The sequence below is a fragment of the Streptomyces kunmingensis genome (assembly GCF_039533535.1).
Taxonomy (GTDB): domain Bacteria; phylum Actinomycetota; class Actinomycetes; order Streptomycetales; family Streptomycetaceae; genus Streptomyces; species Streptomyces kunmingensis.
Genome location: NZ_BAAATS010000006.1, coordinates 499,266 through 526,013 on the forward strand (window position 1 = coordinate 499,266; position 26,748 = coordinate 526,013).

Genomic DNA, 26,748 nt, shown 5'->3' on the forward strand with positions numbered 1-26,748 from the left:
GCATCGTCACCCACGGTTCCCGGCGACGGTCTCGGTCATCGCCCGCAGGGACTCCTTGAGGGAGCCCATGGTGGCGAGGACGGCGGTCGGCTCGTAGCCGCAGTGCGCCATGCAGTTGGCGCAGCGCGGGTCCTTGCCGCGGCCGTACGCCTCCCAGTCGGTCTTCTCGATGAGCTCGCGGTACGAGGGCACGTAGCCGTCGCTCATCAGGTAGCAGGGTTTCTGCCAGCCGAAGAGCGAGTAGTTCGGGATGGCCCACGCGGTGCACGGGAAGTCGACCTTGCCCTCGAGGAAGTCGAGGAACAGGGGCGAGTGGTTGAGGCGCCACCGCCGCCGGTTGCCGCCGGAGAAGGCCTTCTTGAACAGTTCGCGGGTCTGGGTGACACCGAGGAAGTGTTCCTGGTCGGGGGCCTTCTCGTAGGCGTACGCGGGCGAGATCATCATCTCGTCGACCGCGAGGTCGTCATTGAGGTAGTTCAGCACCTCGATGATGTTCTGCGGGGTGTCCGTGTTGAAGAAGGTCGAGTTCGTGGTGACCCGGAAGCCGCGCTTCTTGGCCTCCTTGATCGCCTCCACCGCCTCGTCGAAGACGCCTTCCTTGGCGACGGACTCGTCATGGCGTTCGCGCATGCCGTCGATGTGCACGGTGAACGCGAAGAACGGGGACGGCTTGAACTTGTCCATCTTCTTGCGCAGCAGCATCGCGTTGGTGCACAGGAAGACGTACTTCTTCTTCGCCACCAACTGCCGCACGATCTCATCGATCTGAGGGTGCATCAGCGGCTCGCCGCCGGCGATCGACACCATCGGCGCACCCGACTCGAGGACGGCGCCCACGGCCTGGGCGACGGGCATGCGCTGTTTGAGCACACCGGCCGGGTGCTGGATCTTTCCGCAGCCCTCGCACTTCAGGTTGCAGGCGTAGAGCGGCTCCAGTTCGACAATGAGCGGGAACTTGTCCCGCCTGCGGATCTTCTGTTCAGCGAGATACGTCGCAACCTTGATGGACTGACGAAGCGGCATGGCCATCTGGCTCACCTCCGAGGGAGCAGCAAAGAACGGTGCCATTCGAAAAATGCGGGCAGGACGGCACGAAGGACACGGAAAGCCGATAGTCCACCGCGAACTGTGCCGATCCGGACGAGTTCATGTTCTGGAGCGTCGACGACCACCCGGACGGCCGCAACCGGACGGCCGTCGGCTCCGCCGGCCGCCGTCGCCGCGCGCAGGGTCGCCGCGGACTCCATGTCGACCGCGATCGCGCCGGTGGCGAGGAGGTCGCCCCGCTCGTGACCGCGGATCACGTGATCGGAACCGATGAGCGGGCCGGTGTGCACGGTTCTCCCGGGCACCGCCCTGACCAGCTCTTTCACCAGAAGATCCGTACCGGCGCAGGGCGTACTGCCGTGCGCGTCGCGGGTCTCCCCGGCCACGACCAGGTCACCGGGGTGCATGCCGGGCGCGAGCCCGGCACAGAAGCCGGTGGCGACCACCGCGGCGTCGGCGAATGCCGCGCCTTCGAGGGCGCGAACCATGGCCCGTTCGGCGGCCCTGGGCCCCATGCCCGTACGCAGCACGGTGACGGGCGTGGTGGCTCCGGCGCGGCTGCCCGTGCGCAGGGCGAACTGTTCGATGCCCAGCGCGCACGCGACGAGCAGCGGCGAGGTCTCCGGCGGCGCCGCCGCCGGGTCCCGGGTCATCAGCCACCCTTGGCCGCGGTGGCGGCCCGGTCGGCGAACGGCTCGCCGTGCACGTACCGGCCGAGCGCGGTCAGCGGGAAGACCTGCCGGTACAGGTGATAGTTGATCGAGAAGTCCCAGGGGAACCCGGTCCCGGTGAAGTACGGCTCCTCCCAGGTGCCGTCCTCGGTCTGGGTGTCGGCGAGGAACTCGATCCCCCGCTCGACGGCCTTGGAGTCCCGCTCGCCGGCCGCGAGCAGCGCGAGGAGCGCCCAGGCGGTCTGCGAGGCGGTGGAGACGCCGCGGCCCTTCCAGTCCTCGTAGCGGTACGAGCGCAGGTCCTCGCCCCAGCCGCCGTCCTCGTTCTGGACCGACTCCAGCCAGGTGACCGCGCGCCGGATCGCCGGGTGCGAGGCGGGCAGCCCCGCCGCGGTCAGCGCGGGCACCACCGACCCTGTGCCGTATACGTAGTTGACGCCCCAGCGGCCGAACCAGGCGCCGTTCGCCTCCTGTTCGGCGAGGAGCCACTCGATGCCGCGCCGGGTGCGCGGGTCGTGCGACCTGCCCTCGATGGCGAGCATCTCGACGACGTGCCCGGTGACGTCGGCGGACGGCGGGTCGATGACCTCGCCGAAGTCGCAGAACGGCAGCCGGTTGGGGAACGGGCTGGTGTTGTCGACGTCGAAGGCGCCCCACGCCCCGTTCTTCGACTGCATCCCGAGGTTCCAGCGGACCCCGCGCTCAATCGCCTTCTCGACCCGCGTCTTGTCCGGGTGGTCCACCCGGCGCAGCGCGAGCACGACCTCGGCGGTGTCGTCGATGTCGGGGTAGTTGTCGTTCTGGAACTCGAACGCCCAGCCGCCGGACTCCAGTTGCGGCCTGCGCACGGACCAGTCGCCCGGCCGGTCGATCTGCTCGTCCATCATCCAGGTGACGGCCTTGACGAGGCTCGGATGGTCGGCGGGCAGTCCGGCGTCGGCGAGCGCGATGACCGCCAGACAGGTGTCCCACACCGGGGACTGGCAGGCCTCGATCATCCGGGCCCCGTCCTCGCGCCACACGGCGAACCGGTCGAGGGAGGCCAACCCGGCCTTCAAAACGGGGTGTTCGAGGTCGTAGCCGACCAGGTGCAGGGCGATCACGGAGTAGACGGCGGGGGGCTGGATGCCGCCCCAGCAGCCGTCGTTCTCCTGCCGCTCGATGATCCAGCGCGCCGCGGAGTTGATGGCGGACTTGCGCAGCCGCTTGAGGGCGACCTTCTGATAGCCGTGCATGATCTTGTCGAGGCGCTGGAAGACGCCGTCCCAACTCGCCACCGGGGCAAGGCGCTTGACCGGGTTCGGGTCGCTCGCGTCGGTGTGCAGTTCGTCCAGCGGGAACGGCGCGGGCCGCACCGGGCGCTTCGCGGACACGATGGTGAGCGGCACGATGGTCTGCCGCGCCCAGCATCCGAAGTCGTAGATGTTGAGCGGCATCCACTTAGGGAAGTAGATGAGTTCCGGCGGGAGTTCGGGGAGGTCGTCCCACTTCCACCAGCCGAACAGGGCCAGCCAGATCCGGGTGAAGACGCGGCTCGCCGCGATGCCGCCGCGCTCGCGGATCCACGCGGAGGCTCTGGCCATGTGCGCCTCGTCCGGGGCGTCCCCGGCGAGCCGCAGGGCGACGTATGCCTCGATGGTGGCAGAGAGTTCGCCGGGTCCGCCGTAGAAGGTGGCCCAGGTGCCGTCCTCGCGCTGCTCCCCACGGATGAAGAGGGCGGCGGCGTCGGTGGTGGCCTTGTCCCTGATGCCCAGGAACTGGCGCAGCAGCAGGTCCTCGGCGTCCATCGTCACATTGGTGTCGAGGTCGCCCTTCCACCAGCCCTGGGCGTCCTGCCGGGCCAGCAGGAAGTCCGTGGCGCGCTGTATGGCTCGGTCGGCGGCGCTCGGTGTCCCGGCCGCCCCGGGGATCGTGTCGGTCAGATGGGCAGTGGTGGCCGAGGTCGCCTCGGGAGTCACGGCTCCGGTGCTTCCGTCGGTCGTCGCTGTCATGGCTATCCCTTCGTGCAGTGGCTCTTCTCTGCTGGGTAACCGTCGGCCGATGCCCTGGAGGGACACCGGCCGGCGACGCGAGTCATATGCGGCCGATAATGATCATCTCTTTCGTACGACGACGAAGTCGGCGAGCGCCGCGAACTGGGCGCGCACCAGGTCCGGCATCTGGACGGAGTCCAGGGCTTCGAGGGCGACGGTGTGCTGACGCCGGGCTTCCTCGGTGGTCCACTCGCGCCCGCCGGCCTCCTCGATGAGGGCGGCACGGGCGGCGAACTCCGCCTCGGAGAAGGTGTCGAAGTCATTGTCCTTGGCGTCCGCGGCGAGGAGTTCGCCGAGCCGCTCGGAGGCCGGGCCGCCCGCGGCGAGCGCGGCGACGACCGGCAGCGACTTCTTGCGCTGACGCAGATCGCTCCAGGTCTGCTTGCCGGTGGAGTCGGGGTCGCCCCAGATGCCGAGCAGGTCGTCGACGGCCTGGAAGGCGAGGCCCAGGTGGTAGCCGTACCGCTCCAGGGCGTCGGCGGTGACGTCGTCGGCGCCGCCGAGGACCGCGCCGATGGAGGAGGCGCAGGCGAGCAGGGCGCCCGTCTTGTTGCCCTCCATCTCCAGGCACTCCTCGACGCTGACGCGCTCGCGGTGCTCGTAGGCGATGTCCTGCGCCTGGCCGTCGATCAGCGCGCGGCTGGCGGTGGTGAGGCGGCGCGTGGCGCGGCCCGCGTCGACCGAGGCGATCTCCAGGAGCACCTCGTTGGCGAGCGCGAACAGGGCGTCGCCGACCAGGATGGCCTGCGCGGGGCCGTGCACCTTCCACACGGTGTCGCGGTGCCGGCGCTGCTCGTCGCCGTCCATCAGGTCGTCGTGCAGCAGCGAGAAGTTGTGCACGAGCTCGACGGCGACCGCGCCGGGCACGCCGACCTCGGGGGCGGCGCCCGCGGCCTGCGCGGAGAGCACGGCGAGGGCGGGGCGCACGGCCTTGCCGCCGTCACCGTCGGAGGGGTTGCCCTCCGCGTCGATCCAGCCGAAGTGGTAGGCGGCGACGGTGTCCATGGGCGGCGCGAGGCGGCCCACCGCCTTCTTGAGCACCGGAGTGGCCAAAGTTCGGCCGCGCTCCAGAAGCGCGGTCACGTCCACCGCGTCGGCAGCCGTTCCGGCCGAGGGCACAGGTGGCACAGTCTCTCCTTGTTTAACCGATGTCGGCGTTGCCGCCGGGGTGAGTTCGATGCTCACGCCGCCTCCCGAAAGAGGTGGCCGCGCGGGCGGCCGAGTGCGGCGAGCGCCGCGTCCGCGGCGCTGGTACCGCTGCGGACTGCGCTTTCCATGGTCGCGGGCCACCCGGTGGCGGTCCACGCGCCGGCCAGGTACAGGCCGGGGGCATTGGTGCGGGCCGAGGGCCGCAGGGCTCCGACGCCGGGGGCCGGGGCGAAGGTCGCCGTCCGCTCCCGGGTGACGAAGAAGTCGTGCACCCCGGCGCCGCGCGCGGCGGGCAGCAGCCGCTCCAGCTCCGGCAGGTAGCGCTCGCGCAGCACCGCGACGGGCTCGTCGATCTCATCCTGCGCGGCCGACTGCGACACCGCCAGATACTGTCCCGCCCGTCGCCCGCCACCACCCTTGTTCGGAGGCCCTTCGGGCCCGCCCCTCAACAGGCCGGAGGCGTCCGTCCGGTCGAAGACCCACTGGACCGGCGAGCCGAGCGCGGCGAAGAAGGGGCGCTTGAGGACCTTGCGGTCGTAGACGACGTGCAGGTTGAGGATGGGCGCGGTGCCGATGGACAGCAGCCGGTCCGCGTCGTCGAGCGCGCCTTCGGGCAGCAGATCGTGCGCCTCGCGCTGCGGTACGGCGAGCACGACGGTGTCCGCGGTCAGAATCTGGCCGGAAGTGTCCGGCCCTTCGGGAACCTCGACGCCCCAACGCCCGTTCTCCATACGGGAGATGGAGGTCACGCGTGTACGGAGTTCAGTGCGTACGCCCGCGGAGTCGAGCGCCTTGCGGGTGAGAGTGTCGTGGAGTTCACCGAGGGGCACGCGGGCCCAGCCAATGTCGGCGGCACCGGGGTCGGACAGCAGCCCGGTCTTGAACACCATGGCGGCGAGCCCCAGTGAGGCCTCACCCGCCACGGCGTTCAGGGTCGCGACGCCGACCAGGTCCCACAGCGCCTCGATGGCCCGCTGCGACTGACCGTGCTCCGCCAGCCAGGAGCCGAAATCCCGCCCGTCGAGCGCCGGATCGGTGGGATCCAGGCCCTTGAGGGCGAGAGCGGCTCGTCCGACGTTGGCGCGTTCGGTCAATGACAGATGCGGGTAGGTGGCCAGGCTCCTGGCCAGATGCAGCGGTACGGGCAGCGCGCTGCGCCGCAGTCGGCCGAGCCGGTTGCGGTCCGCGTCGAGCACGGGCACGTCGAGACGTTCCTGCACGGGCGCGAGCGACGTGGCGTCGATCCGGTCCAGGAACCAGCGGTAGGCGGTGCAGCAGCGCAGATACACGTGCTGGCCGTTGTCGACGGTGAGGTCGCCGCGCTTGAAGGAGAAGGCCAGACCGCCGAGGCGGGGCCGCCCTTCGAGGAGCGTCACGTCCATGCCGCCGTCGGCGAGCGAGAGCGCCGCGGTCACGCCTGCGATCCCGCCGCCGACGACCACGGCGGCGGGCCTCGGTCGGGACCCGGCGGAGTCCGCGTCGCGCGCTTGCGGTGCCGTGTCGCCGGTGCTCATACGCTCTCCCCCTCGGTGCTGCCCACGGTGCGTGCGACCAGCGTGCGGTGGGGATCGACTGGTGTGGCGAACGCTCGGCAGGTCGTTGCATGCAGGGACGCCGGGCCACCCCGGAGGGTTGCGCGCCACTTCACGGCGGAGCCGACAGGGAGCACCGGAATGCCCATCAGGCGCGCCTCCTGAGCGCGGCCCGGGAGACGGTGCGCGCGTCGAGACCGGACAGTCCCCGCACGGCGACGTACGCCTTCTCGTGGCCGGGCAGCGAGACACGGCCGCGGAGCACGGCCTCCGGTTCCCGCTCGATCCGGTCGAGGAGGCGGCGGTAGATCCCGGCCATGGCGGCGACGCAGGCACCGGAGCGCCGGTCCAGCAGGGGCAGGAGCCGGTAGCCCTCGGCGAACAGGGCGCGGGCGCGCCGCACTTCGAAGTGCACGAGCCCCTCGAAGTCCGAGCCCGCCGGCATCACCGGGCTGTCGAACCCGGCCGAGCAGCCGAACTTGGCCAGGTCGTCGGCGGGCAGATAGGTGCGCCCGTCGGCGGCGTCCTCGCGTACGTCACGGAGGATGTTGGTCAGTTGGAGCGCGAGCCCGAGCGTGTCCGCATACTCGGGCGCGCGGTCGGCGCCACGCGCCCCCGGTTCGGTCCCGAACACGCCCAGGGAGACCCGCCCGATGGCGCCGGCGACGCACCGGCAGTACACCTTCAGGTCGTCCCAGGTCTCGTAGGTCGCGCCGCGCAGGTCCATCAGGACCCCGTCGATCAGCTCGTCGAGCCCGCCGAGCGGGATCGGGAACCGGTTCGCGGCATGCGCGAGCGCGACGGCCACCGGATCGGTGTCGTCCTCGTCGACCTTGCCGTCGTGGACCCGGGCGAGCAGCGCCCGGGTCTCTTCGAGCCGCTGCGCCTTCACCTCCGGCGCGAGCGTGCCGTCGCCGATGTCGTCGACACGGCGCGAGAACGCGTACACCGCCGACATGGCGCGCCGCTTCGCGGTCGGCAGCAGTCGGATGCCGTAGGCGAAGTTGCGGGCCTGTTGGCCGGTGACGGTCTCGCAGTAGCTGTATGCGGCGAGCACCGGTGCCGACACCTGCTGGTCAGACTCCACGGTTTTGCTCACCCCTCTCCTCGCAGAGTCGCTCCCACCTCGCGCAGCAGCTGGAGCTTGGTGGGTTTGGGCGGTCCAGGAAGGACGTCGTACGAAGCGGCGGTGATCGCGTGGACCGCCGCCTTCCCCCCTGCCACGAACCCGGCGAGCAGCAACTTCAGCCTGCCGTGGACGCTACCCACGAGGGGGGTGCCTTCATTCAGGAGCCGGAGGGCGCGTTCCGCTTCGAACGCGACCAGGGCGCGCACCGATGCGCCTGCGGTCGGTACGGCGAGATCCGACTCCTGAACGTGGAACTGTTTCATGTCTTCGGCGGGCAGGTAGATGCGGTCGCGCCCCAGGTCCTCGGCGACGTCCTGGAGATGCTCGACGATCTGCAGCGCCGTGCACACCGCGTCCGAGAGGCGGATGCGCTCGGGGGTCGCGGTGCCGGTGAGGGCGAGGACGAGGCGGCCGACCGGGTTGGCCGACAGCTCGCAGTAGGCGAGCAGGTCGTCGTAGGTCTCGTAGCGCGTGACGAGCTGGTCCTGCCGGTTGGCCTCGATGAGGCCGAGGAACGGCTCGGGGGTGAGCGAGCGGCGCCGGACGGTGGGCTGCAGGGCGCGCAGCAGCGGGTGCCCGGGCGTCGCGTCGAAGACCCGGCGCAGGTCGGCCTCGAAGGCGTCCAGCATCGCCAGGCGGTCGTCCGCCTGTTCGGGTGAGACGCCGAGGAAACGGGCGTCGGCGCCGCCGGGGGCAAGGTCACCGTCCCCGATGTCGTCGACGAGGCGCGCGAAGCCGTACACGGCCATCAGATCGTCGCGCCAGGCGCGCGGCAGGAAGAAGGGGGCGACCGGGAAGTTCTCGTCGGCGGCCTTGTCGAGGGTGGCGCTCACCGGGCTCTGCGAGGTCTCCGGGCGCACACGGGAAGTTGCGCTCACCGGGCGCGGTCCGCTTCCGGAACGACGGCGAAAGCCTCGTGGACCTGGAGAGTTTCCGTAGCCATTGCCGTCACATCTCCCGTTCTACACTGCGGACCTAATACATCCTATTTCGGACACGCCGCCCGGCAGTCCGCACAGTCGGCCCTCCCCCACCGGACCGGGACATCGCGCATTATCGCCCTACTTGCCGCGAATAAGCACTGGCACAGCTTACGTTGTACAACGATGGCCGCCACGGCGGGGTCCTCGGCACATCACAACAACACACCGATCGAGGCCAAGATTCCTTGCAGGCAAGGAAGTTGACCCACCCTTGACCGCGATCGCATCGCCACGACCAAGTAGTTGGCATATACAGGCATATATGAGGCCCCACCGGATGGAGTGCGGTGGGGCCTCATATGACGCGGCCGGGAAGGCGGGCGGTTACTTGCCCGTGAACTTCTCGTACTCCTTCAGTACCTCGGCCGTCGGACCGTCCATACGCAGTTCGCCGCGCTCCAGCCAGAGAACGCGGTCACAGGTGTCCCGGATCGACTTGTTGTTGTGGCTGACGAGGAAGACCGTGCCGGCCTCTTTTCGCAGCTCACGGATGCGGGCCTCGGAACGCTTCTGGAACGAGCGGTCACCCGTGGCCAGGGCCTCGTCGATCATCAGGACGTCGTGGTCCTTGGCGGCCGCGATGGAGAACCGCAGCCGCGCCGCCATGCCGGACGAGTACGTACGCATCGGCAGGGTGATGAAGTCGCCCTTCTCGTTGATGCCCGAGAAGTCGACGATGGACTGGTAGCGCTCCTTGATCTCCTCGCGGGACATGCCCATCGCGAGGCCGCCGAGGATCACGTTGCGCTCGCCGGTGAGGTCGTTCATCAGGGCCGCGTTCACGCCGAGCAGCGAGGGCTGGCCGTCGGTGTAGACCTTGCCCTTCTCCGCGGGCAGCAGACCGGCGATGGCGCGCAGCAGCGTCGACTTGCCGGAGCCGTTCGACCCGATCAGGCCGATGGCCTCGCCGCGGTAGGAGGTGAAGGAGACGCCGCGTACGGCGTGCACCTTGCGCACACCGCGCTCCTCGCCGCGCTTGAGTATGCGGCTGAGCGCCGAGGTGGCGCTGCCCTTGCCGGTCTTCGCGCCGTTGACGCGGTACACGATGTGCAACTCGTCGGCGATGACCGTCGGGATGCGCGCATCGGTCGTCTTGTCGAGATCAGCCACGGCCGTACCGCTCCTCGGACTTCCAGAAGTAGATGAAGCCACCGACGGCCACGACGACGGCCCAGCCGAGCGCCACCGCCCAGACGTGCGGCGGCAGCCACTCGCGGGGGTAGCCGTCGACCAGCGCGAAGCGCATCAGGTCCATGTAGATGGCTGCCGGGTTCCACTGCAGGACGTCCGCGATCCACTGCGGCTTGTCCTTGAGCATGATCGGGATGGCGAACATGACGCCGGACGCGTACATCCACGTACGCATCACGAACGGCATGAGCTGGGCCAGGTCCGGGGTCTTGGAGCCGGCCCGCGCCATGACGAGCGCGAGACCCACGTTGAAGAGGAACTGCAGCACGAGGGCCGGGATGATCAGCAGCCAGCGCAGGCCGGGGAAGCTGCCGAAGGCGCACGCCACGATGAACAGCACGATCATCGAGAACAGCAGCTGCTGGAGCTGCTGGAGCGCGAAGGAGACGGGCAGCGAGGCGCGCGGGAAGTGCAGGGCCCGCACCAGGCCGAGGTTGCCCGAGATGGCCCGGACGCCCGCCATCACGGAGGACTGCGTGAAGGTGAAGACGAAGACACCCGTCACCAGGAACGGGATGTAGACCTCACGGTCCATCCCCCGGTTCGCACCGAGGATCAGGCCGAAGATCAGGTAGTAGACGAGCGCGTTCAGGAGCGGCGTCGCCACCTGCCAGACCTGGCCGAGCTTGGCCTGGCTGTACTGGGCGGTCAGCTTCGCCTGGGAGAAGGCGAGGATGAAATGACGCCGGCTCCACAACTGCCGTACGTACTCGAACAGACCGGGACGGGCTCCGCTGACGGACAAGCCGTACTTGGCGGCGAGCTCGGCCGGGGAGAGCCCGTCGTCGGGCGACGGGGCCGCGGTCACCGCGACCGGTCCGTCATGCGTTGTCTCACTCACAAGGGGAACTTTCGTCTTCAAAAGCGCAGCCTGATCGGGCATAGGCGGGAGCCTGGCCGGGGGGTTCGGCCGAATGCTCTCAGACTCGAGCTTGTCAGATGACAGGAGGTCGGCCCAGTCGGGTCAGGCGCCACACCGTACGCCACTTCATGGGACGCCTGGGGCCGCAGGACGTGGTCCAGCCCTCCTTGAAACCGCCGAGCCAGGCCTTCAGGGCCGGGCCCGAAGGACGGCGGACCAGGGTGAGGAGCAGCCACACGCCGAGGTAGACGGGGACCAGGAGCGCGGGCAGGTTGCGGCGGGCGAGCCAGACGCGGTTGCGGGCCACCATGCGGTGGTAGACGGCGTGCCGGGACGGAGCCGTGGTCGGGTGGTTCAGGACCATGTCGGCGCGGTAGTCGATCATCCAGCCCGCGTCGAGGGCACGCCAGGCGAGGTCGGTCTCCTCATGGGCGTAGAAGAATTCGCCGGGCAGCGGCCCGACCTCGGCGATGACGCGCGTGCGGACGGCGTTGGCGCCGCCCAGGAACGTCGTCACGCGCGAGGAGCGCATCGGGTCGGCGGCGCGCAGCCGGGGCACGTGGCGGCGCTGGGTCTCGCCGGTGTCCGGGTCCGCGATGCGGAAGCTGATGATGCCGAGCTTCGGGTCGGCCGTGAAGGCCTCGCGGCACAGCTCGGCCGTGTCGGTCAGCGGCAGCAGCCCGTCGTCGTCGAGGAAGAGCAGGACGTCGACGTCGGAGCCGGAGGGCCCGAATGCCTCGATGCCGACGTTGCGTCCGCCGGGGATGCCGAGGTTCTCGGGCAGCTCCACGGTTCGTACACCTTCGGGTACGTCCGGGACCGGCGAGCCGTTGCCGACCACGACCACCTCGACCGGGTCGCCGTCCTGCTTGGCGACCGAGTCGAGGAGGGCGCGCAGCTCGGCCGGGCGGTTGCCCATGGTGATGATCACCGCGCCGACCTTGACGGACTGTGCCGGGGTGCTCACTTCAGCCTGCTCGAAGCGAGGATGGACACGAGGTGGAGCAGGGTCTGCAGGAGCGCGATGCCGGCGAGCACGGCCACCCCGAGGCGCGAGAAGAACAGGTCGCCCCGGATCTGGTCCACGATCGCGAGGACCAGGATCAGCAGCGTCGCCTCGATGCCCAGGATGAGGCGGTGGAACTTCAGCGCGGACGCCGCCTTGCGGGCGAGCGCCATGCCGGAGGCCTTGATCTCGGACGCCGACTCCTTGACCTGCTCGCGGCCGCTCTGCGCCCGGGACACGCCGACGAGGTCGGTCTCGGCCTTGATCAGGATGGCGCCGAGCGCGGCGAGCGTGCCGAGGAAGGCCCACAGCCAGTCGATGCGGCCCGTGCCGAACAGATCGGCGGCGCGCAGGCCGAAGCCGACCAGGACGGCGGCGTCGGTGAGGTACGCGCCGACGCGGTCCATCCAGACACCGGTGAGCGAGTACTGCTTGCGCCACCGGGCGATCTCGCCGTCGACACAGTCGAGCAGCAGGTACAGCTGGACCGCGACGACGCCGAGGACGGCACCCCAGATGCCCGGCACGAGCAGGGCGGGGGCGGCCAGGACGCCGCAGACGGTCATCAGGTAGGTCAGCTGGTTGGGCGTGACCTTGGTGTTCACCAGGTGGCGGTCGACACGCAGCGAGATCTCGCGCATGTAGAGCCGTCCACCCCAGTGTTCGCCGCTGCGTCGGTCCTTCACGCCCGCGGGGTGAACGACCGGGCGGAGCTCAGCTACCGATGGCTTGTGCATAGTCGGCGTAGGCGTCCCTGATCTGGTCGGTGGTGAGGTCGAGGTGTTCGAGGATCGTGTAGCGGCCCGGCCGGGTCTGCGGAGCGAACTCCACGACCTTGACGAACTCCTCCACGGTGAAGCCGATCTCCTCGGGCAGCACGGGCAGGCCGTGGCGGCGCAGCACCGAGACCATGTAGGCGGACTCCTCGCGGGCACCGCGCAGGTGCATCGCGAAGGCCGCGCCGAGGCCGCACTGCTCGCCGTGGCTGGCGGCGCGCTTGGGGTAGAGGAGGTCGAAGCCGTGGTTGATCTCGTGGCAGGCGCCGGAGGCGGGCCGCGAGTCGCCGGAGACCGACATGGCGATACCGGTGAGGACCAGGCCCTCGGCGAGGACCTGGAGGAAGCCGTCGTCGCCGACGCCGCCGGGGTGGCGCAGGACGGCCTCGCCGGCCTGGCGGGCCATGGCGGCCGCGAGCCCGTCGATGTCCTCGCCGCGCTCACGTGCGGCCAGCTCCCAGTCCGCGACCGCGGAGATGTTCGACAGGGCGTCGCCGATACCGGAGCGCACGAAACGGACCGGCGCCTCACGAATCACATCGAGGTCGATGACGACCGCTATGGGGTTCGGCACGCCGTACGAGCCGCGGCCCGCGTCGTTGTCGAGGGTCGCGACGGGCGAGCACAGGCCGTCGTGCGACAGGTTCGTCGCGACGGCGACCAGCGGCAGGCCCACGCGGGCCGCGGCGAACTTGCCGCAGTCCACGATCTTGCCGCCGCCCAGGCCGACGATGGCGTCGTAGCGGCCGGCCTTCTTGATGTCGTCGGCGAGCTGAATGGCGTCGTCGAGGGTGCCGCCGCCGACCTCGAACCAGTCGGCGCGGGGCAGCGAGGGCTCCAGGCGGGCGCGCAGGGCGGCGCCCGAGCCGCCGCTGATCGCGATGGCCAGGCGCCCCGTGGACGACGAGATCCTCTGGTCGGCGAGGACCCCGGCCAGGTCGTTGAGCGCCCCCGGCCGGATGTCGACGACGACCGGCGAGGGGATGAGCCTCGTCAGTACTGGCACGCGATCTCCCGGGCCTTGGCGAGGTCGTCGTGGTTGTCGATCTCGACCCACTTCACGTCGCCGATCGGGGCGACGTCGACCTTGAAGCCGCGGTTGACGAGCTCCTGGTAGCCGTCCTCGTAGTACAGCTGCGGGTCACGCTCGTAGGTGGCCTTCAGGGCGTCGGCCAGCTCGTCGGCGGCCTCGCCCTCGATGAGGGTGAGACCGATGTACTCGCCGGTGGCCTCGGCCGGGTCCATCAGCTTCGTGATCTTGCGGACGCCCGTCTCGGGGTCCACGACGACCTTCATCTCCTCCTCGCCGAGGTCCTTCACCGTGTCCAGGGCAAGAATGATCTTCTTGCCGTCGCCACGGGCGGCGAGCAGCGTCTTCTCGACGGAGACCGGGTGGACGGTGTCGCCGTTGGCGAGGATCACCGAGTGCTTGATGGCGTCACGGCCGCACCACAGGGAGTAGGCGTTGTTCCACTTCTCGGCCACGTCGTTCTCGATGAGCGTGAGCTTCAGGCCGTACTTCGCCTCGAGCGCGGCCTTGCGCTCGTAGACGACCTCCTTGCGGTAGCCGACGATGATGCCGACCTCCTCGAGGCCGATCTCGGCGAAGTTCTTGAGGGTGATGTCGAGGACGGAGAGCTCGTTCTCGGTTCCCTCGCCCGCGACGGGCACGAGCGCCTTGGGGAGCGTCTCGGTGTAGGGGCGAAGCCGGCTGCCGGCGCCGGCGGCCAGGACGAGGCCGATCATGCGGGTTCTCCTTCATCGTGTACGGCGGGTGCTCCAGCAGAGACCCAGAAGCGGATGCTCTCGGCGAGCACCACGAGTGCCACGGCCACGGCGAGCACCGTGAGCGCGAGCGTGAAATCTGTCGGTGTGAGCAGCGCGGCCAGCAGGGTGACCAGGAGGGTCCTGCCGTCGTGCCCGCCGATCGCGTGCACCAGCCAGCGCGGGGGCGCTCCCGTACCGCCGCGGATGCGGTACACCGTGTCGTAGTGATGGTAGGCGACCGCCCCCACCAGCCCGAAAGCCGCGGGCAGCGCTCCGTGCACGTCCGCCTTGGCCGCGAGCAGCAGGACCGTGCCGTACTCGGCGGCCCGGAAGACCGGCGGGACCAGCCAGTCCAGTGGGCCGGTCAGCGGTCCGGAGACGGCGAGCGAGGACAGGATCACGTAGACGCAGGCCGCGCCGAGGACGCCCCAGGAGCCGAAGTCCAGGAACGCGGTGGTGATCACAAGGATCGCCGCGGCGAGGGCGGCGAGCAGCGGGGCGGTGTAGCCGCCGCCGCGCAGCTTGCGGACGGTCCCGCCGGTCAGCAGGCCGGTGTCCGCCAGGTCGACGAGCGCCTGGGCGGCGCGCGGGGTGCGCTGTGCCTTGCGGGTCAGCGAGCGCAGGACGCGGCCCGCGGTGGTGTAGCAGGCGGCGAGGGCGCAGCCGACCAGCAGGACGTAGAAGGTGATGCGGGGGGTGGTCACCGCTGTGAGGACCGCGATCAGCGCCCAGCGTTCGCCGATCGGCAGGACTATCATCCGGCGCACCCAGACCGTCCAGCCGACGCTGTCGAGCTTGTCCGAGAGGGCGGCGGTGGGGCTGGTGTTGGCGGTCGCGTCGTGGTTCGCCTCGTTGAAGGAGAAGTCGACGACGTGCCGGCAGGTCTGGAGGACCATCGCGCCGAGCGCCAGGGCCCAGACGTCATCACCGGTGGCGTTGGCGGCGCCGAGCGCGAGGCCCGCGTAGTACGCGTACTCCTTGGCGCGGTCGAAGGTCGCATCGAGCCAGGCGCCGAGCGTCGAGTACTGCAGGGAGTAGCGGGCGAGCTGCCCGTCGGTGCAGTCCAGGACGAAGGAGGCGAGCAGCAGGATGCCCGCCGCGACGAAGCCGACGCGCGTGCCGGTGGCCGCGCAGCCCGCCGCTATCAGGGCGGTGAGCAGCGACGCGGTGGTGACCTGGTTCGGGGTCAGGCCGCGGCGTGCGCACCAGCGCGCGATGTAGCGGGAGTACGGGCTGATGCAGTACGTGGTGAAGAAGCCGTCCCGCGCCTTGACCGCGGTGCGCAGCCGGATCGCCTCGTCGTCGACGGCGGCGACGGCCTGGCGGGCCTCATTGCGGGCCTGCGGGTCGGCGGGGACCGCGGCGACGAGTTCGCCGAGCTCGGGGCGGTGCACCTCGGTGCCGGCCGTCTCCAGGCCCGCGGCCAGGGCGTCGGGCGCGATGCCGGAGGACTCGACCGCCCGGTGCAGGGCCTGGCGGCTCGCGGGCTGGGCGGTGACGGCGCCGGGGATCGCCGACGTGGGGAAGCGGGGGTCGGTGAGGCCGAGGCGCAGGGCGTGGACATGGCCCACGAAGCCCGCGTCGACGACCGCGACCCGCTGGTCGCCGGGGACGGTCGCGAGCGCCGCTTCGGCGTCCGCGAGGTCCGGGGCGAGTCGAACGTCGAAGCCGAGAGTCCGCAGGTCGCCCTCCAGGGACGACCCGGGAACCGGCTGACCGGTGACGATGGCGGTCGACAGACGAACTCACTCCTTGGGTGCCGACGCGAGCGCGCCGGGCTCATGCACGATGGAGGCGCCCGGGACACGGTCCCTAGGTCCTAGGGGTGGCCGGGCGGCATGTCGGCAGAGGCTATCGGATGTTGAGAAGCGGACGTTCATCGCCCGTTCACGGCCCGATCGACCCCTGTCCCACACGGTCTGCGTACTCCAGGCCGCCGGTGCATCATTGACGATCAACGCCCCGCGCCACAAACCCGTCGTCCACGGTGTCCCGCTTAGGGTGGTGCGTCATGACATGGCTGATCACCGGCGGAGCCGGATACATCGGGGCACATGTGGCACGGGCGATGACGGGCGCCGGAGAGCGCGTCGTCGTCCTCGACAACGTGACGTCGGGGGTGCCCGACCGGCTGCCCGCGGAGATTCCGCTCGTACGCGGCTCCGCTCTGGACGCAGATCTGGTGCGCCGGGTGTGCGCCGAGCACGAGGTCACCGGCGTCGTGCACCTCGCCGCGCACAAGCAGGTCGGCGAATCGGTCGAGAAGCCCGAGCCGTACTACCGCGACAACGTGGGCGGGCTCGCCACGCTCCTGGAGACGGTCGCGGCGGCGGGCGTGCGCCGCTTCGTCTTCTCCTCGTCCGCGGCCGTCTACGGCAATCTGGACACCGACCTCATCACCGAGTCCTCACCCTGCGCTCCCGTGAACCCCTACGGCGAGACGAAGCTGGCCGGCGAGTGGCTGGTGCGGGCGGCCGGGCACGCGCACGGCATGGCGACGGTGTGCCTGCGCTACTTCAACGTGGCGGGCGCCACCGAACCGCGGCTCGCGGACGTCGGCGTCTTCAACGTGATCCCGATGGTCTTCGACCGGCTCACGCGCGGCGAGGCCCCGCGGATCTTCGGCGACGACTACCCGACGCCGGACGGCACGTGCGTACGCGACTACATCCACGTCGCCGATCTCGCCGAGGCACATCTGGCGGCGGCCCGCAGGCTGGCGGAGCCCGGCGCGAGCGGTGACCTCACCCTCAACATCGGCACGGGCCGGGGCGTCTCGGTGCGCGAGCTGGTCGACGTGATCGCGGACGTCACCGGGAACCCCACCCCCGCGCTCGTCGAGCCGCGGCGCCCGGGCGACGCGCCCCGCGCGGTCGGCTCCTCGGCGCGGGCCGAGAAGGAGCTCGGGTGGACGGCGACGCGCGGGGTGCGCGAGATGGTCGAGTCGGCCTGGGCCGGATGGTGCCTGCGCCACCCCGAGGCAGCCGCTGAGTGAGCGTGCCGGTGCCCTGACCTGCGCACACGCGCCTTCGCTTCTTTTGAGGCGTTTCCGCAGGTCAGGGCACATGACAACGGTGTTCACTGCAATGTTTGCGGATACCCCTGCCCCGTAGTTCACTGTGATCGCCGCCCCGCACGGGAGCGGCGCGGCGAACCGGAACGGAGGGCGGTTTCCATGGGGGCCGGACACGACCACGGGCACAGCCACGGGCCGGCGACCGGTACGGCCGCCGCCGCTCACCGGGGCCGGCTGCGCATCGCGCTCACCATCACGCTGACCGTGATGGTGGTGGAGATCGTCGGCGGCATCATGGCCGACTCGCTGGCCCTGATCGCGGACGCCGCGCACATGGCCACGGACGCGCTCGGCCTGGCGATGGCGCTGCTCGCGATCCACTTCGCCAACCGCCCGGCCAGCGACCAGCGCACCTTCGGCTACGCACGCGCCGAGATCCTCGCCGCTCTCGCCAACTGCCTGCTCCTCCTGGGCGTCGGCGGCTACGTCCTGTACGAGGCGATCCAGCGCTTCATGGAGCCGGCCGCGACGGCGGGCGGCCTGACCATCGTCTACGGCCTCATCGGCCTGGTGGCGAACATGATCTCGCTCTCCCTGCTCGTCAAGGGCCAGCAGGAGAGCCTGAACGTGCGCGGCGCCTTCCTGGAGGTGGCCGCGGACGCGCTCGGGTCGCTGGCGGTGCTGATCTCGGCCGTCGTCATCCTGACCACCGGCTGGCAGGCCGCCGACCCGGTCGCGTCGCTGGTCATCGGCCTCATGATCGTCCCGCGTACGGTCAAGCTGCTGCGCGAGACCCTGAACGTGCTGCTCGAGTCGGCTCCCAAGGGCGTCGACATGGGGCAGGTGCGGTCGCACATACTGGCGCTGCCGGGCGTCGAGGACGTCCATGATCTGCACGCCTGGACGATCACCTCGGGGATGCCGGTGCTCTCCGCGCACGTGGTCGTCAGCCAGGACGTGCTCACCACGATCGGCAACGAGAAGCTCCTGCACGAACTGCAGGGCTGCCTCGGCGACCACTTCGACGTGGAGCACTGCACGTTCCAGCTGGAGCCCAGCGGGCACGCCGAGCACGAGGCGAAGCTCTGCCACTGACAGCCGCCACCGAGCGTGCTAGCGTGATCGGCGATCTTTGAGGAGGTGGGTTGATGACTGTCGTCGCGGTGAGCGCTGCCGTGCGCAGCGACAGGTGCATCCCCATCTCCCGGGCCCTCGCCTGAGCACATCCGAGCGAGGCCCCTTCACTCAAGGGTTCTACGTTGACTGACGACAGCAACGCCAACGCTGTACGCGATTCCTTCTTCGCCCTGCATCACGGGCTCCCCCGGCAGGGACCGGGCTCCGACGCGACCACGCGGCGCCTTCTGTCCTGGGCGGGTCCGCTGCCGGAGCGTCCCCGCATCCTCGACCTGGGCTGCGGTCCGGGCCGCTCCGCGCTGTTGCTCGCCGCCGAGACCGGCGGTGCGGTGACGGCCGTGGATCTGCACGAGCCGTTCCTCGACGAGCTGCGGGCGGCGGCGCACGCCCGCGGGCTCGCCGACCGGATCCGGGCCGTCTCGGCGGACATGGGTGAACTCCCGTACCAGGACGGCTCGTTCGATCTGATCTGGGCCGAGAGTTCGGCGTACAGCATCGGTTTCGACACCGCGCTGGCGCGGTGGAAGCCGCTGCTCGCGCCCGGCGGCGCACTAGCGCTCACCGAGTGCGAGTGGACGACCGACACCCCGTCCCCGCAGGCCCGGGCCTTCTGGGAGCCGCACTACGAGCTGCGGACCACCGAGGGGAACCGGCGGGCGTGCGAGGCCGCCGGGTACCGCGTGCTCGGGGCGTATCCGCAGCCCGAGTCCGACTGGGACGAGTACTACGGGCCGCTGGCCGAGCGGGCCGACGCCGCCGATCCGGAGCGTCCCGGCATGGCCGAGGCGCTGGCCGGCACGCGCGCGGAGCTGGCGATGCGGCGCGAGCACGGCGCCGAGTACGGGTACACGGGCTATGTGTTGAGGCCCGAGGCACAGCCGCCGCACGGGCGCTGATCCCCCGGTCCCGTCCGGCCGCAGGGCCGGGCGGGACATTCGGTCCGTGGCTTCGTCAGGGACTGCCCGTTTCGTACGGCAGACTGGGGTGCGAGGACCGAAGCGAAGGATGGGTATGCCGACCACACCTGCCACCGCGGCGAACAGCTCGTCGAACGGCACCGGAGAAGCGATCTTGCTGGAACTCGTCGACGAGGACGGCAGGACGATCGGCACCGCGGAGAAGCTCGCCGCCCACCAGCCGCCCGGCCGGTTGCACAGAGCGTTCTCCGTGTTCCTCTTCGACGAGCAGGGGCGGCTGCTGCTCCAGCAGCGGGCGCTCGGCAAGTACCACTCCCCCGGCGTGTGGTCGAACACCTGCTGCGGGCACCCGTACCCCGGCGAGGCCCCGTTCGCGGCCGCCGCCCGGCGCACCTTCGAGGAGCTGGGTGTCTCGCCGTCGCTGATGGCCGAGGCCGGCACCGTGCGCTACAACCACCCGGACCCCGAATCGGGCCTCGTGGAGCAGGAGTTCAACCACCTGTTCGTCGGGATGGTGCAGGCGCCGCTGGGCCCGGATCCGGAGGAGGTCGGGGCGACCGCGTTCGTGACCGCCGGCGAGCTGGCCGAGCGGCACGCCGAGGACCCGTTCTCCGCGTGGTTCATGACCGTGCTCGACGCGGCGCGGCCGGCCGTCCGGGAGCTGACGGGCCCGGCCGCGGGCTGGTAGCCGTCACACGTTCGGGGGTTTCAGGGGCAGGGCGGCCCAGATCACCTTGCCCCCGCTCGCGGTGTGCTCGACGTCGCAGACGCCGCCCGCCTCCGCGGTGATCTCCCGTACGAGCAGCAGTCCGCGGCCGCCGGTCTGACCGCTGGTCGCTTCGAGCGCCGTCGGGCGGTAGGGGTGGTCGTCCTCCACGGAGACCCGCACCCATTCCGCGCCGACGGCGACCTCCACGGCGAGCATCGGCGAGAGCAGGGCGGCGTGCTTCACCGCGTTGGTGACGAGCTCCGAGACGATCACGAGCAGCCCGTGGACCAGATCGTCACCGGCGGGCACCCCTTGCCTGGCGAGCAGTTCGCGCACCGCCCGGCGGGCCTGTGGCACGGAGGCGTCGGCCGCCTGCGCCGTGAACCGCCAGACCCCCTCGTACGGCAGCGGCACCTGCGCCGCCATCTCGGGGGGCGCTCCCCCATTGTGCTGAGGAAGTGCGCGGGCCCCCAACCCGTCGTCACTCATCGCCCGGTCGCCGCCCTTGCGCTCGATTGTCACCACCCTTCGAGTGTTGATAACGCCCAGGTCCGGACCGCATAACTGACAGGAAGTCAGCGAGTACTGGCGGAATTTGATCACTGACGTACGGCCGAGTCGGCTGTACGACTGATCCTGTCCCACTTGTTCCGCTTTCGAGGCTCTTCAGCTTGTTGTACGAGGGCCGCCACCCCTGGTCGTACGTTCGAGCCCGGCGGATAGCATCCGGCGCATGGCTCCCTCGTCCGCACCTCCCGCGTCGCCGCAGCAGCTCACGCACACCGTCACCGACGGGGTCGCCACGGTGGTCATCGACCATCCGGCCAAGCGCAACGCCATGACCGACCCGATGTGGGCGGCCCTGCCGCCGCTGCTCGCCTCCCTCGCGGTGGATCCGGCGGTACGCGTGCTGGTGCTGACCGGAGCCGGGGACACCTTCTGCGCCGGGGCGGACATCTCCATGCTCGCCTCGGGCGCGGGCGCGGCGCAGCGGCTGGCCGTCGCGGCCGAGGAGGCACTCGCCGCTTTCCCCAAACCCACGCTGGCCGTGGTCCGGGGCTTCTGCGTGGGCGGCGGCTGCCAGCTGGCGGCCGCCTGCGATCTGCGGTTCGCCGCCGAGAACGCGCTGTTCGGGGTGACCCCGGCGAAGCTGGGCATCGTCTACCCCGCGTCGTCGACCCGGCGGCTCGCGGCGCTGGTCGGCCCGGCGAGCGCCAAGTACCTTTTGTTCTCCGGCGAGTTGATCGGGTCGGAGCGGGCGCTGCGCACCGGGCTCCTGGACGAGGTCCTGCCCGGGGCCGAACTGGACAAGCGCGTCGCGGAGTTCACGCGGACCCTCGCCGGGCGCTCGCAGCTGACGCAGGCGGCGGCGAAGGAGTTCGCGGCGGGGCGCACCGACCGGGACGCGCACTGGGCCGGGCAGGCGCGCGACAGCGGCGACACCGCGGAGGGGGTCGCCGCGTTCCTGGAGCGCAGGGCGCCGCGCTTCGAGTGGACCGTCAGAGCCTGTCTTTGAACCCCCGTCGTCCGCGCGCTGCGCTGGGGGCACCTCCCAGCGTTAGCTGGGGGAGGGGGTTCAAAGACAGGCTCTCAGGCCCTGAGTGCGGCACGGAAGCGCTCTCCGTCAGGCCCTGACAGACGCACGGAAGCGCTCCACGAGGTGGGCGGGGGCCTTCTCCGGGGAGCCCGCGTCGTAGGGCGGCTGGGGGTCGTACTCGGTCATCAGCTGGATCGCCTGCGCCGTCTCGTCCCCGGCGATCCGGCCCGCCAGGGCGAGCCCCATGTCGATGCCGGACGAGACGCCCGCCGCGGTGACGTACTTGCCGTCGAACACCACGCGCTGTCCGGTCGACCGCGCCCCGAACCTGCCCAGCTCCTCCAGCGCGAGCCAGTGCGAGGTGGCCTCCCGCCCGTCGAGCAGGCCTGCCGCGGCGAGCGCCAGGGAGCCGGTGCACACCGAGGTCGTCCAGGTGGTGTGCGCGTCGGCCGCGCGCAGCCAGCCGAGGAGGGCCTCGTTCTCCGTCTGGTCGCGCTGTTCGGGGCCGCCCGGTACGACGACGATGTCCGGCCGCGGCACGTCGGCGAAGCTCTTGTCGGCGACGAGTGCGAGCCGCCCGGAGTCGTCCCGTACCGGGCCCGCCTGCTCGGCGACGAGGACGACGTCGGCGCCGGGCAGGCCGCCGAGGGTCTGGTAGGGGCCGATGGCGTCGAGGGCGGTGAAGCGCTCGTAGAGGGCGATGGCGATCTGCATGGGGTGCCTTTCCGTGCGGGTGGAAGGGTCCGGCCGCGGCAGGTGGGCCGGGTCAGCTCGGGGAAGGCGCGTGGAACCGGCGGCGGTACTCGGCCGGGGGCGTGCCCAGGTTCTTGAGGAAGGCGCGGCGCATCGCCTCCGGTGTGCCGTAGCCGCTGGCCCGGGAGACCTCCTCGACACCGTCGGTGGTGTCCTCCAGGAGACGGCGGGCGTGCTCGACGCGGACGCGTTCCACGTAGCGGCCGGGGGTGAGGCCCGTCTCCGTGCGGAAGGCGCGGGCGAAGTGGCGCGGCGAGAGGCGGGCGCGGGCCGCCATCGACTCGACGCACAGATCGTCGTCGGGGTGCTCGGTGATCCACTGCTGGACCTCGCGCAGCGGTTCGCGGCGGGCCGTCTGGGCGGCGAGCTGGGCGCTGAACTGTGCCTGGTTCCCGGGCCGCCGCAGGAAGACGACCAGGTGGCGGGCGATCGTCAGGGCCGTGTCCCTGCCGTGGTCCTCCTCGACGAGGGCGAGCGCGAGGTCGATGCCGGCGGTGACACCGGCGGACGTGGCCACGTTCCCGTCGCGTACGTAGATGGGGTCCGGGTCGACATCGATCGCCGGGTGGTCGCGGGCGAGGCGGTCGCAGTACGCCCAGTGCGTCGTCGCCCTGCGGCCGTCCAGGAGCCCCGCCTGCGCGAGGAGGATCGCGCCCGTGCACACGGAGACGATCCGTTGGGCGCCGGGCGCGTTCACCCGCAGCCAGTCGATCAGGCGCGGATCGGGGCGGCGCGTGCCCTGGCCGCCGGGGACCAGCACGGTGTGCGGGGCGGGGACAGCGGCTTCGGCGAGGGAGTGGTCGGGGAGCAGGATCAGGCCGCTCGACGTACGCACCGGAGCACCGTCCAGCGAGGCCGTGCGGACGCGGTACCCGCCGGAGGCGGAACCCGCGGCGGGCGCGGCGCCGGCGAAGACCTCGACGGGGCCTGTGACGTCGAGGCTCTGGACGCCGTCGAAGAGGAGTACGAGAACGGTGCGGGGCGGCATGCGCCTCATTCTTCGGGGGCCGCACACGCGGCCGCAATGACGAGTACCCCTCCTTTCCTGCCCTCGTCGGCTCCCCCGCATCTCTCCGCGTACCAACCGGTCGGTAACGTACGGGCATGACCCCTGACCCGCGCCTGCGCGCCGCCCGTCGCTGTCACAACGTCCTCAACCCGTTCCACTCGACCCACTACTTCTCGCCCGACCTGGGCAAGGAGCTCGCCGCGGTGGGCGTGGAGGACCGCAGCGCCGCCTACTTCGCGGCCCGCTCCGCGGCCATGGGAGCCGTCGGCGCCGGAACGGTGACCTCGGCCTTCTACAACTTCAAGCACGACCTCGTGGCCCAGCACGTGCCCGCCGTGTGGCAGACCGCCTCCCCGGAGACGGTGCTCGCGGCACGCGCGCGTGCCGTCGATTCCACGCTGCGGCGGCTGCTCGGCGAGGAGGCGCTCGCCTCCGAGGAGATGGCCGAGGCCGCCGCGCTGGCGCTGCGCGCCACGGAAGCCTGCACGCGACACGCCCGGCCCCTGTACGCGGCCCACGCCGACCTGCCCGTCCCCGAGGCGCCGCACCTCGCGTACTGGCATGCGACGACGCTGCTGCGCGAGCACCGCGGCGACGGACACCTCGCCGCGCTGCTCGCCGCCGAACTCGACCCGGTCGAGGCCCTTGTCAGCCATGTCGCGACCGGCAAGGGCATGGCCCCGAAGTGGCTGCTCGCCACGCGCGGCTGGACCCGCGCGGAATTCGACGACGCCGCCGAACGGCTGCGCGCGCGTGGGCTGCTCACCAAGGACGCGGAGCTGACGCTCACCGAGGAGGGCGCGCGCCTGCGTGCGGCCGTGGAGGAGCGCACGGACGTCCTGGACCGGGCGCCGTACGACCACCTCGGGGAGGCGGGCGTCGCCCGGCTGACCGAGCTGGCCACGGGCTTCGTCGGAGCGGCGCTCGGCAACGGCGCGTTCCCCGAGGACCTCATCGGCAAGGCCGCCTGAGGTCCGGGACGCACCCCGCCTCCGCCGGCCCGTGCGAGTGCGCAGCTCCGCGCCCTGATCCCCCGCTGTCGGTGCCACCTGCCACAATTGCCGCGCAACCTCATTCGACATAGGCGGTACGGGATCGTGGCGACACCCACTGTTGGGTCCATCGAAGGCAGGATTGCCGAGGAACTCGGCGTACGGGAGCGGCAGGTGAAGGCCGCCGTCGAGCTGCTGGACGGCGGCTCGACGGTGCCCTTCATCGCCCGCTACCGCAAGGAGGCGACGGAGTCCCTCGACGACGCCCAGCTGCGCACCCTGGAGGAGCGGCTGCGGTACCTGCGCGAGCTGGAGGACCGGCGCGCGTCGGTCCTGGACTCGGTGCGCGAGCAGGGCAAGCTCACCGAGGAGCTGGAGGCGCGGATCCGCGCCGCCGACACCAAGGCGCGCCTGGAGGACATCTATCTGCCGTTCAAGCCGAAGCGGCGGACGAAGGCGCAGATCGCGCGCGAGGCGGGCCTGGAACCGCTGGCGGACGGCCTGTTCGGCGACCCGTCGGTGGAGCCGCTGGCCGCCGCGGCCGCGTTCGTCGACGCCGACAAGGGCGTCGCCGATCCGCAGGCCGCGCTCGACGGGGCGCGCGCCATCCTCACCGAGCGGTTCTCCGAGGACGCCGACCTCATCGGTGAGCTGCGCGAGCGCATGTGGGTGCGCGGGCGGCTCGTCGCGAAGGTGAAGTCCGGCAAGGAGGAGGCGGGCGCCAAGTTCGCCGACTACTTCGACTTCGCCCAGTCCTTCAAGGAGTTGCCCTCGCACCGCGTCCTGGCGATGCTGCGCGGCGAGAAGGAGGACGTGCTCGAGCTCGTCCTGGAGCCCGAGGAGCCCGTCGACGACGGGGGTCCTTCCTCCTACGAGCCGATCGTCGCCGACCGTTTCGGCATCCGGAACCAGGGGCGGCCGGGCGACAAGTGGCTCGCGGACACGGTCCGTTGGGCCTGGCGTACGCGCATCCTGGTGCACCTCGGCATCGACCTGCGGCTGCGTCTTCGTACGGCCGCGGAGGACGAGGCGGTCAAGGTCTTCGCGGCGAACCTGCGGGACCTGCTGCTCGCCGCCCCCGCGGGCACGCGCGCGACGCTGGGTCTCGACCCCGGTTTCCGTACGGGCGTGAAGGTCGCGGTCGTCGACGCGACGGGCAAGGTCGTGGCGACCGACGTCATCCACCCGCATGTCCCGGCCAACCGGTGGGACGAGGCGATCGCCAGGCTGGCGCGGCTCTCCAAGGAGCACGCGGTCGACCTGATCGCGATCGGCAACGGCACGGCGTCGCGGGAGACCGACAAGCTCGCCGGTGAACTCATCGACAAGCACCCGGAGTTGAAGCTCACCAAGGTGATGGTCTCCGAGGCGGGCGCCTCGGTGTACTCGGCCTCCGCGTTCGCCTCCCAGGAGCTGCCGGACATGGACGTGTCGCTGCGCGGCGCCGTCTCCATCGCCCGGCGCCTCCAGGACCCGCTCGCCGAACTGGTCAAGATCGACCCGAAGTCGATCGGGGTCGGCCAGTACCAGCACGACCTGAGCGAAGTGAAGCTCTCGCGCTCTTTGGACGCCGTGGTCGAGGACTGTGTGAACGGCGTGGGCGTGGACGTGAACACCGCGTCGGCCCCGCTGCTAGCCCGGGTCTCCGGCATCGGCGCGGGACTCGCGGAGAACATCGTGTCGCACCGCGACTCCCACGGCCCGTTCGGCAACCGCAAGGGCCTCAAGGACGTGGCCCGGCTCGGCCCGAAGGCGTACGAGCAGTGCGCGGGCTTCCTGCGGATCCGCGGCGGCGACGACCCGCTGGACGCGTCGGCCGTGCACCCGGAGGCGTATCCGCTGGTGCGGCGGATGGCGAAGTCGACCGGTGGCGAGGTCGGTTCGCTGATCGGCGACACGGGGACGCTGCGTTCGCTGAAGCCGGCCGAGTACGTGGACACCACGTTCGGCCTGCCGACCGTGACGGACATTCTGAAGGAGCTGGAGAAGCCGGGGCGCGACCCGCGGCCCGCCTTCAAGACGGCCACCTTCAAGGAGGGCGTCGAGAAGATCGGCGACCTGGAGCCGGGGATGATCCTGGAGGGCGTCGTGACGAACGTCGCCGCGTTCGGGGCGTTCATCGACGTCGGTGTGCACCAGGACGGGCTCGCGCACGTCTCGGCGCTGTCCCGCACGTTCGTGAAGGACCCGCGCGACGTCGTGAAGCCCGGCGACATCGTGAAGGTCAAGGTGCTCGAGGTCGACGTCCCGCGCAAGCGGATCTCGCTGACGCTGCGTCTTGACGATGAGAAGTCGTCCGGCGGGGACCGTGGCGGGCGGGGCGGCGACCGCAAGCCGCCGCGTCAGTCCCGGCAGGGGCAGCCGGGCGGCCGTGGAGGGTCCTCCGGTGGCGGCGGCAAGGGCCGGCCCGCTGCCGGGCCGGCCAACTCCGCCATGGCCGACGCCCTGCGCAAGGCCGGCCTGACGTAGGCGCCGTCGGGGCGGATGACCGTGGGGAGCTGCGCGCCGGTTCGTGGCCGAGCGCGCGGTTCC

23 protein-coding genes and 1 pseudogene are annotated in these 26,748 nt (G+C 71.1%); 7 read left to right on the plus strand and 17 right to left on the minus strand.

Annotated elements, in window-relative coordinates; all coding sequences use genetic code 11:
- Positions 1 to 6: 6 nt before the first annotated feature.
- The 14 genes from hpnH to ABD366_RS10540 form a co-directional block, all read right to left on the minus strand.
- Entirely contained in the window at positions 7 to 1,029 is a 1,023-nt protein-coding gene (hpnH, locus tag ABD366_RS10475; protein ID WP_324772470.1) for an adenosyl-hopene transferase HpnH, read from the minus strand.
- 5 nt (positions 1,030 to 1,034) lie between these two features.
- The gene (locus ABD366_RS10480) at positions 1,035 to 1,700 is read right to left on the minus strand and encodes a phosphorylase family protein (protein WP_324772469.1); all 666 of its coding nucleotides are present in this window, start codon (positions 1,698 to 1,700) and stop codon (positions 1,035 to 1,037) included.
- Positions 1,700 to 3,709, minus strand: coding sequence for a squalene--hopene cyclase (gene shc / locus ABD366_RS10485; RefSeq protein WP_324772468.1), 2,010 nt, complete (start codon positions 3,707 to 3,709; stop codon positions 1,700 to 1,702). Before shc ends, ABD366_RS10480 begins: the two co-directional genes overlap by 1 nt.
- Positions 3,710 to 3,811: 102 nt before the next feature.
- A complete protein-coding gene (locus ABD366_RS10490; RefSeq protein ID WP_324772594.1) occupies positions 3,812 to 4,870 on the minus strand; it encodes a polyprenyl synthetase family protein in 1,059 nt (352 codons plus the stop codon).
- A 62-nt stretch (positions 4,871 to 4,932) separates the two neighbouring features.
- Complete coding sequence (gene hpnE / locus ABD366_RS10495; protein WP_324772467.1) at positions 4,933 to 6,414, minus strand: hydroxysqualene dehydroxylase HpnE; 1,482 nt, start codon at positions 6,412 to 6,414, stop codon at positions 4,933 to 4,935.
- A gap of 166 nt (positions 6,415 to 6,580) precedes the next feature.
- Positions 6,581 to 7,531 (minus strand): presqualene diphosphate synthase HpnD, encoded by a 951-nt coding sequence (hpnD, locus tag ABD366_RS10500; protein ID WP_324772466.1) that lies wholly within the window; start codon positions 7,529 to 7,531, stop codon positions 6,581 to 6,583.
- On the minus strand, positions 7,528 to 8,439 hold the full coding sequence (gene hpnC, locus ABD366_RS10505) for a squalene synthase HpnC (protein WP_324772465.1): 912 nt from the start codon (positions 8,437 to 8,439) through the stop codon (positions 7,528 to 7,530). The genes hpnD and hpnC overlap by 4 nt, the downstream gene beginning before the upstream one ends.
- 429 nt (positions 8,440 to 8,868) lie before the next feature.
- Positions 8,869 to 9,654 carry an ABC transporter ATP-binding protein gene (locus ABD366_RS10510; RefSeq protein WP_324772464.1) on the minus strand — a complete coding sequence of 262 codons (786 nt, stop codon included), beginning with the start codon at positions 9,652 to 9,654 and terminating at the stop codon, positions 8,869 to 8,871.
- Positions 9,647 to 10,576 carry an ABC transporter permease gene (locus tag ABD366_RS10515; protein WP_324772463.1) on the minus strand — a complete coding sequence of 310 codons (930 nt, stop codon included), beginning with the start codon at positions 10,574 to 10,576 and terminating at the stop codon, positions 9,647 to 9,649. The genes ABD366_RS10510 and ABD366_RS10515 overlap by 8 nt, the downstream gene beginning before the upstream one ends.
- Positions 10,577 to 10,670: 94 nt before the next feature.
- Entirely contained in the window at positions 10,671 to 11,516 is an 846-nt protein-coding gene (locus tag ABD366_RS10520; RefSeq protein ID WP_324772592.1) for a glycosyltransferase family 2 protein, read from the minus strand.
- Positions 11,517 to 11,560: 44 nt separating this feature from the next.
- Positions 11,561 to 12,340, minus strand: a complete 780-nt coding sequence (locus tag ABD366_RS10525) for a CDP-alcohol phosphatidyltransferase family protein (RefSeq protein WP_324772462.1) — start codon at positions 12,338 to 12,340, stop codon at positions 11,561 to 11,563.
- Positions 12,318 to 13,385 (minus strand): iron-containing alcohol dehydrogenase family protein, encoded by a 1,068-nt coding sequence (locus ABD366_RS10530; protein WP_324772461.1) that lies wholly within the window; start codon positions 13,383 to 13,385, stop codon positions 12,318 to 12,320. Before ABD366_RS10530 ends, ABD366_RS10525 begins: the two co-directional genes overlap by 23 nt.
- Positions 13,373 to 14,125: a phosphocholine cytidylyltransferase family protein gene (locus ABD366_RS10535; RefSeq protein WP_324772460.1), complete on the minus strand. Its 753-nt coding sequence runs from the start codon at positions 14,123 to 14,125 to the stop codon at positions 13,373 to 13,375. The genes ABD366_RS10530 and ABD366_RS10535 overlap by 13 nt, the downstream gene beginning before the upstream one ends.
- A complete protein-coding gene (locus tag ABD366_RS10540) occupies positions 14,122 to 15,885 on the minus strand; it encodes a DUF5941 domain-containing protein (protein ID WP_344441639.1) in 1,764 nt (587 codons plus the stop codon). Before ABD366_RS10540 ends, ABD366_RS10535 begins: the two co-directional genes overlap by 4 nt.
- A gap of 272 nt (positions 15,886 to 16,157) precedes the next feature.
- Here ABD366_RS10540 and galE point away from each other — a divergent pair, with 272 nt between their 5' ends.
- The 4 genes and pseudogenes from galE (at position 16,158) to idi (ending at position 19,904) form a co-directional block, all read left to right on the plus strand.
- Positions 16,158 to 17,141: a UDP-glucose 4-epimerase GalE gene (galE, locus tag ABD366_RS10545; RefSeq protein WP_324772458.1), complete on the plus strand. Its 984-nt coding sequence runs from the start codon at positions 16,158 to 16,160 to the stop codon at positions 17,139 to 17,141.
- Positions 17,142 to 17,321: 180 nt separating this feature from the next.
- Positions 17,322 to 18,257 (plus strand): cation diffusion facilitator family transporter, encoded by a 936-nt coding sequence (locus ABD366_RS10550; RefSeq protein ID WP_324772457.1) that lies wholly within the window; start codon positions 17,322 to 17,324, stop codon positions 18,255 to 18,257.
- A gap of 164 nt (positions 18,258 to 18,421) precedes the next feature.
- Positions 18,422 to 19,168 (plus strand): annotated as a pseudogene (locus ABD366_RS10555) (SAM-dependent methyltransferase); the annotation flags it as partial.
- A 142-nt stretch (positions 19,169 to 19,310) separates the two neighbouring features.
- A complete protein-coding gene (gene idi, locus ABD366_RS10560; RefSeq protein WP_324772456.1) occupies positions 19,311 to 19,904 on the plus strand; it encodes an isopentenyl-diphosphate Delta-isomerase in 594 nt (197 codons plus the stop codon).
- Between the two features lie 3 nt (positions 19,905 to 19,907).
- Here the strand turns inward: idi and ABD366_RS10565 are convergent, their stop codons facing one another.
- Positions 19,908 to 20,450 carry an ATP-binding protein gene (locus ABD366_RS10565; RefSeq protein ID WP_324772455.1) on the minus strand — a complete coding sequence of 181 codons (543 nt, stop codon included), beginning with the start codon at positions 20,448 to 20,450 and terminating at the stop codon, positions 19,908 to 19,910.
- Positions 20,451 to 20,658: 208 nt separating this feature from the next.
- Between ABD366_RS10565 and ABD366_RS10570 the strand changes: the two genes are divergently transcribed.
- Positions 20,659 to 21,441 carry an enoyl-CoA hydratase/isomerase family protein gene (locus ABD366_RS10570; protein WP_324772454.1) on the plus strand — a complete coding sequence of 261 codons (783 nt, stop codon included), beginning with the start codon at positions 20,659 to 20,661 and terminating at the stop codon, positions 21,439 to 21,441.
- A gap of 108 nt (positions 21,442 to 21,549) precedes the next feature.
- Here the strand turns inward: ABD366_RS10570 and ABD366_RS10575 are convergent, their stop codons facing one another.
- Together ABD366_RS10575 and ABD366_RS10580 are read right to left on the minus strand one after the other, a co-directional pair.
- Complete coding sequence (locus tag ABD366_RS10575) at positions 21,550 to 22,176, minus strand: DJ-1/PfpI family protein (RefSeq protein WP_324772453.1); 627 nt, start codon at positions 22,174 to 22,176, stop codon at positions 21,550 to 21,552.
- A 52-nt stretch (positions 22,177 to 22,228) separates the two neighbouring features.
- Positions 22,229 to 23,203, minus strand: a complete 975-nt coding sequence (locus ABD366_RS10580; RefSeq protein ID WP_324772452.1) for a GlxA family transcriptional regulator — start codon at positions 23,201 to 23,203, stop codon at positions 22,229 to 22,231.
- Between the two features lie 116 nt (positions 23,204 to 23,319).
- On the opposite strand from ABD366_RS10580, the gene ABD366_RS10585 reads away from it, so the two are divergent.
- Both ABD366_RS10585 and ABD366_RS10590 read left to right on the plus strand, forming a co-directional pair.
- Positions 23,320 to 24,195: an SCO6745 family protein gene (locus ABD366_RS10585; protein ID WP_324772451.1), complete on the plus strand. Its 876-nt coding sequence runs from the start codon at positions 23,320 to 23,322 to the stop codon at positions 24,193 to 24,195.
- A 126-nt stretch (positions 24,196 to 24,321) separates the two neighbouring features.
- Positions 24,322 to 26,685, plus strand: coding sequence for a Tex family protein (locus tag ABD366_RS10590; protein ID WP_324772450.1), 2,364 nt, complete (start codon positions 24,322 to 24,324; stop codon positions 26,683 to 26,685).
- The last annotated feature ends 63 nt before the right edge of the window (positions 26,686 to 26,748 follow it).

Coding starts and splice junctions, on each gene's coding strand:
- hpnH (WP_324772470.1), bottom strand. CDS start 1,029: ATGGCCATGCCGCTTCGTCAGTCCATCAAGGTTGCGACGTATCTCGCT.
- ABD366_RS10480 (WP_324772469.1), bottom strand. CDS start 1,700: ATGACCCGGGACCCGGCGGCGGCGCCGCCGGAGACCTCGCCGCTGCTC.
- shc (WP_324772468.1), bottom strand. CDS start 3,709: ATGACAGCGACGACCGACGGAAGCACCGGAGCCGTGACTCCCGAGGCG.
- hpnE (WP_324772467.1), bottom strand. CDS start 6,414: ATGAGCACCGGCGACACGGCACCGCAAGCGCGCGACGCGGACTCCGCC.
- ABD366_RS10520 (WP_324772592.1), bottom strand. CDS start 11,516: ATGGGCAACCGCCCGGCCGAGCTGCGCGCCCTCCTCGACTCGGTCGCC.
- ABD366_RS10525 (WP_324772462.1), bottom strand. CDS start 12,340: ATGCACAAGCCATCGGTAGCTGAGCTCCGCCCGGTCGTTCACCCCGCG.
- ABD366_RS10535 (WP_324772460.1), bottom strand. CDS start 14,125: ATGATCGGCCTCGTCCTGGCCGCCGGCGCCGGCAGCCGGCTTCGCCCC.
- galE (WP_324772458.1), top strand. CDS start 16,158: ATGACATGGCTGATCACCGGCGGAGCCGGATACATCGGGGCACATGTG.
- ABD366_RS10550 (WP_324772457.1), top strand. CDS start 17,322: ATGGGGGCCGGACACGACCACGGGCACAGCCACGGGCCGGCGACCGGT.
- idi (WP_324772456.1), top strand. CDS start 19,311: ATGCCGACCACACCTGCCACCGCGGCGAACAGCTCGTCGAACGGCACC.
- ABD366_RS10570 (WP_324772454.1), top strand. CDS start 20,659: ATGGCTCCCTCGTCCGCACCTCCCGCGTCGCCGCAGCAGCTCACGCAC.
- ABD366_RS10575 (WP_324772453.1), bottom strand. CDS start 22,176: ATGCAGATCGCCATCGCCCTCTACGAGCGCTTCACCGCCCTCGACGCC.
- ABD366_RS10580 (WP_324772452.1), bottom strand. CDS start 23,203: ATGCCGCCCCGCACCGTTCTCGTACTCCTCTTCGACGGCGTCCAGAGC.
- ABD366_RS10585 (WP_324772451.1), top strand. CDS start 23,320: ATGACCCCTGACCCGCGCCTGCGCGCCGCCCGTCGCTGTCACAACGTC.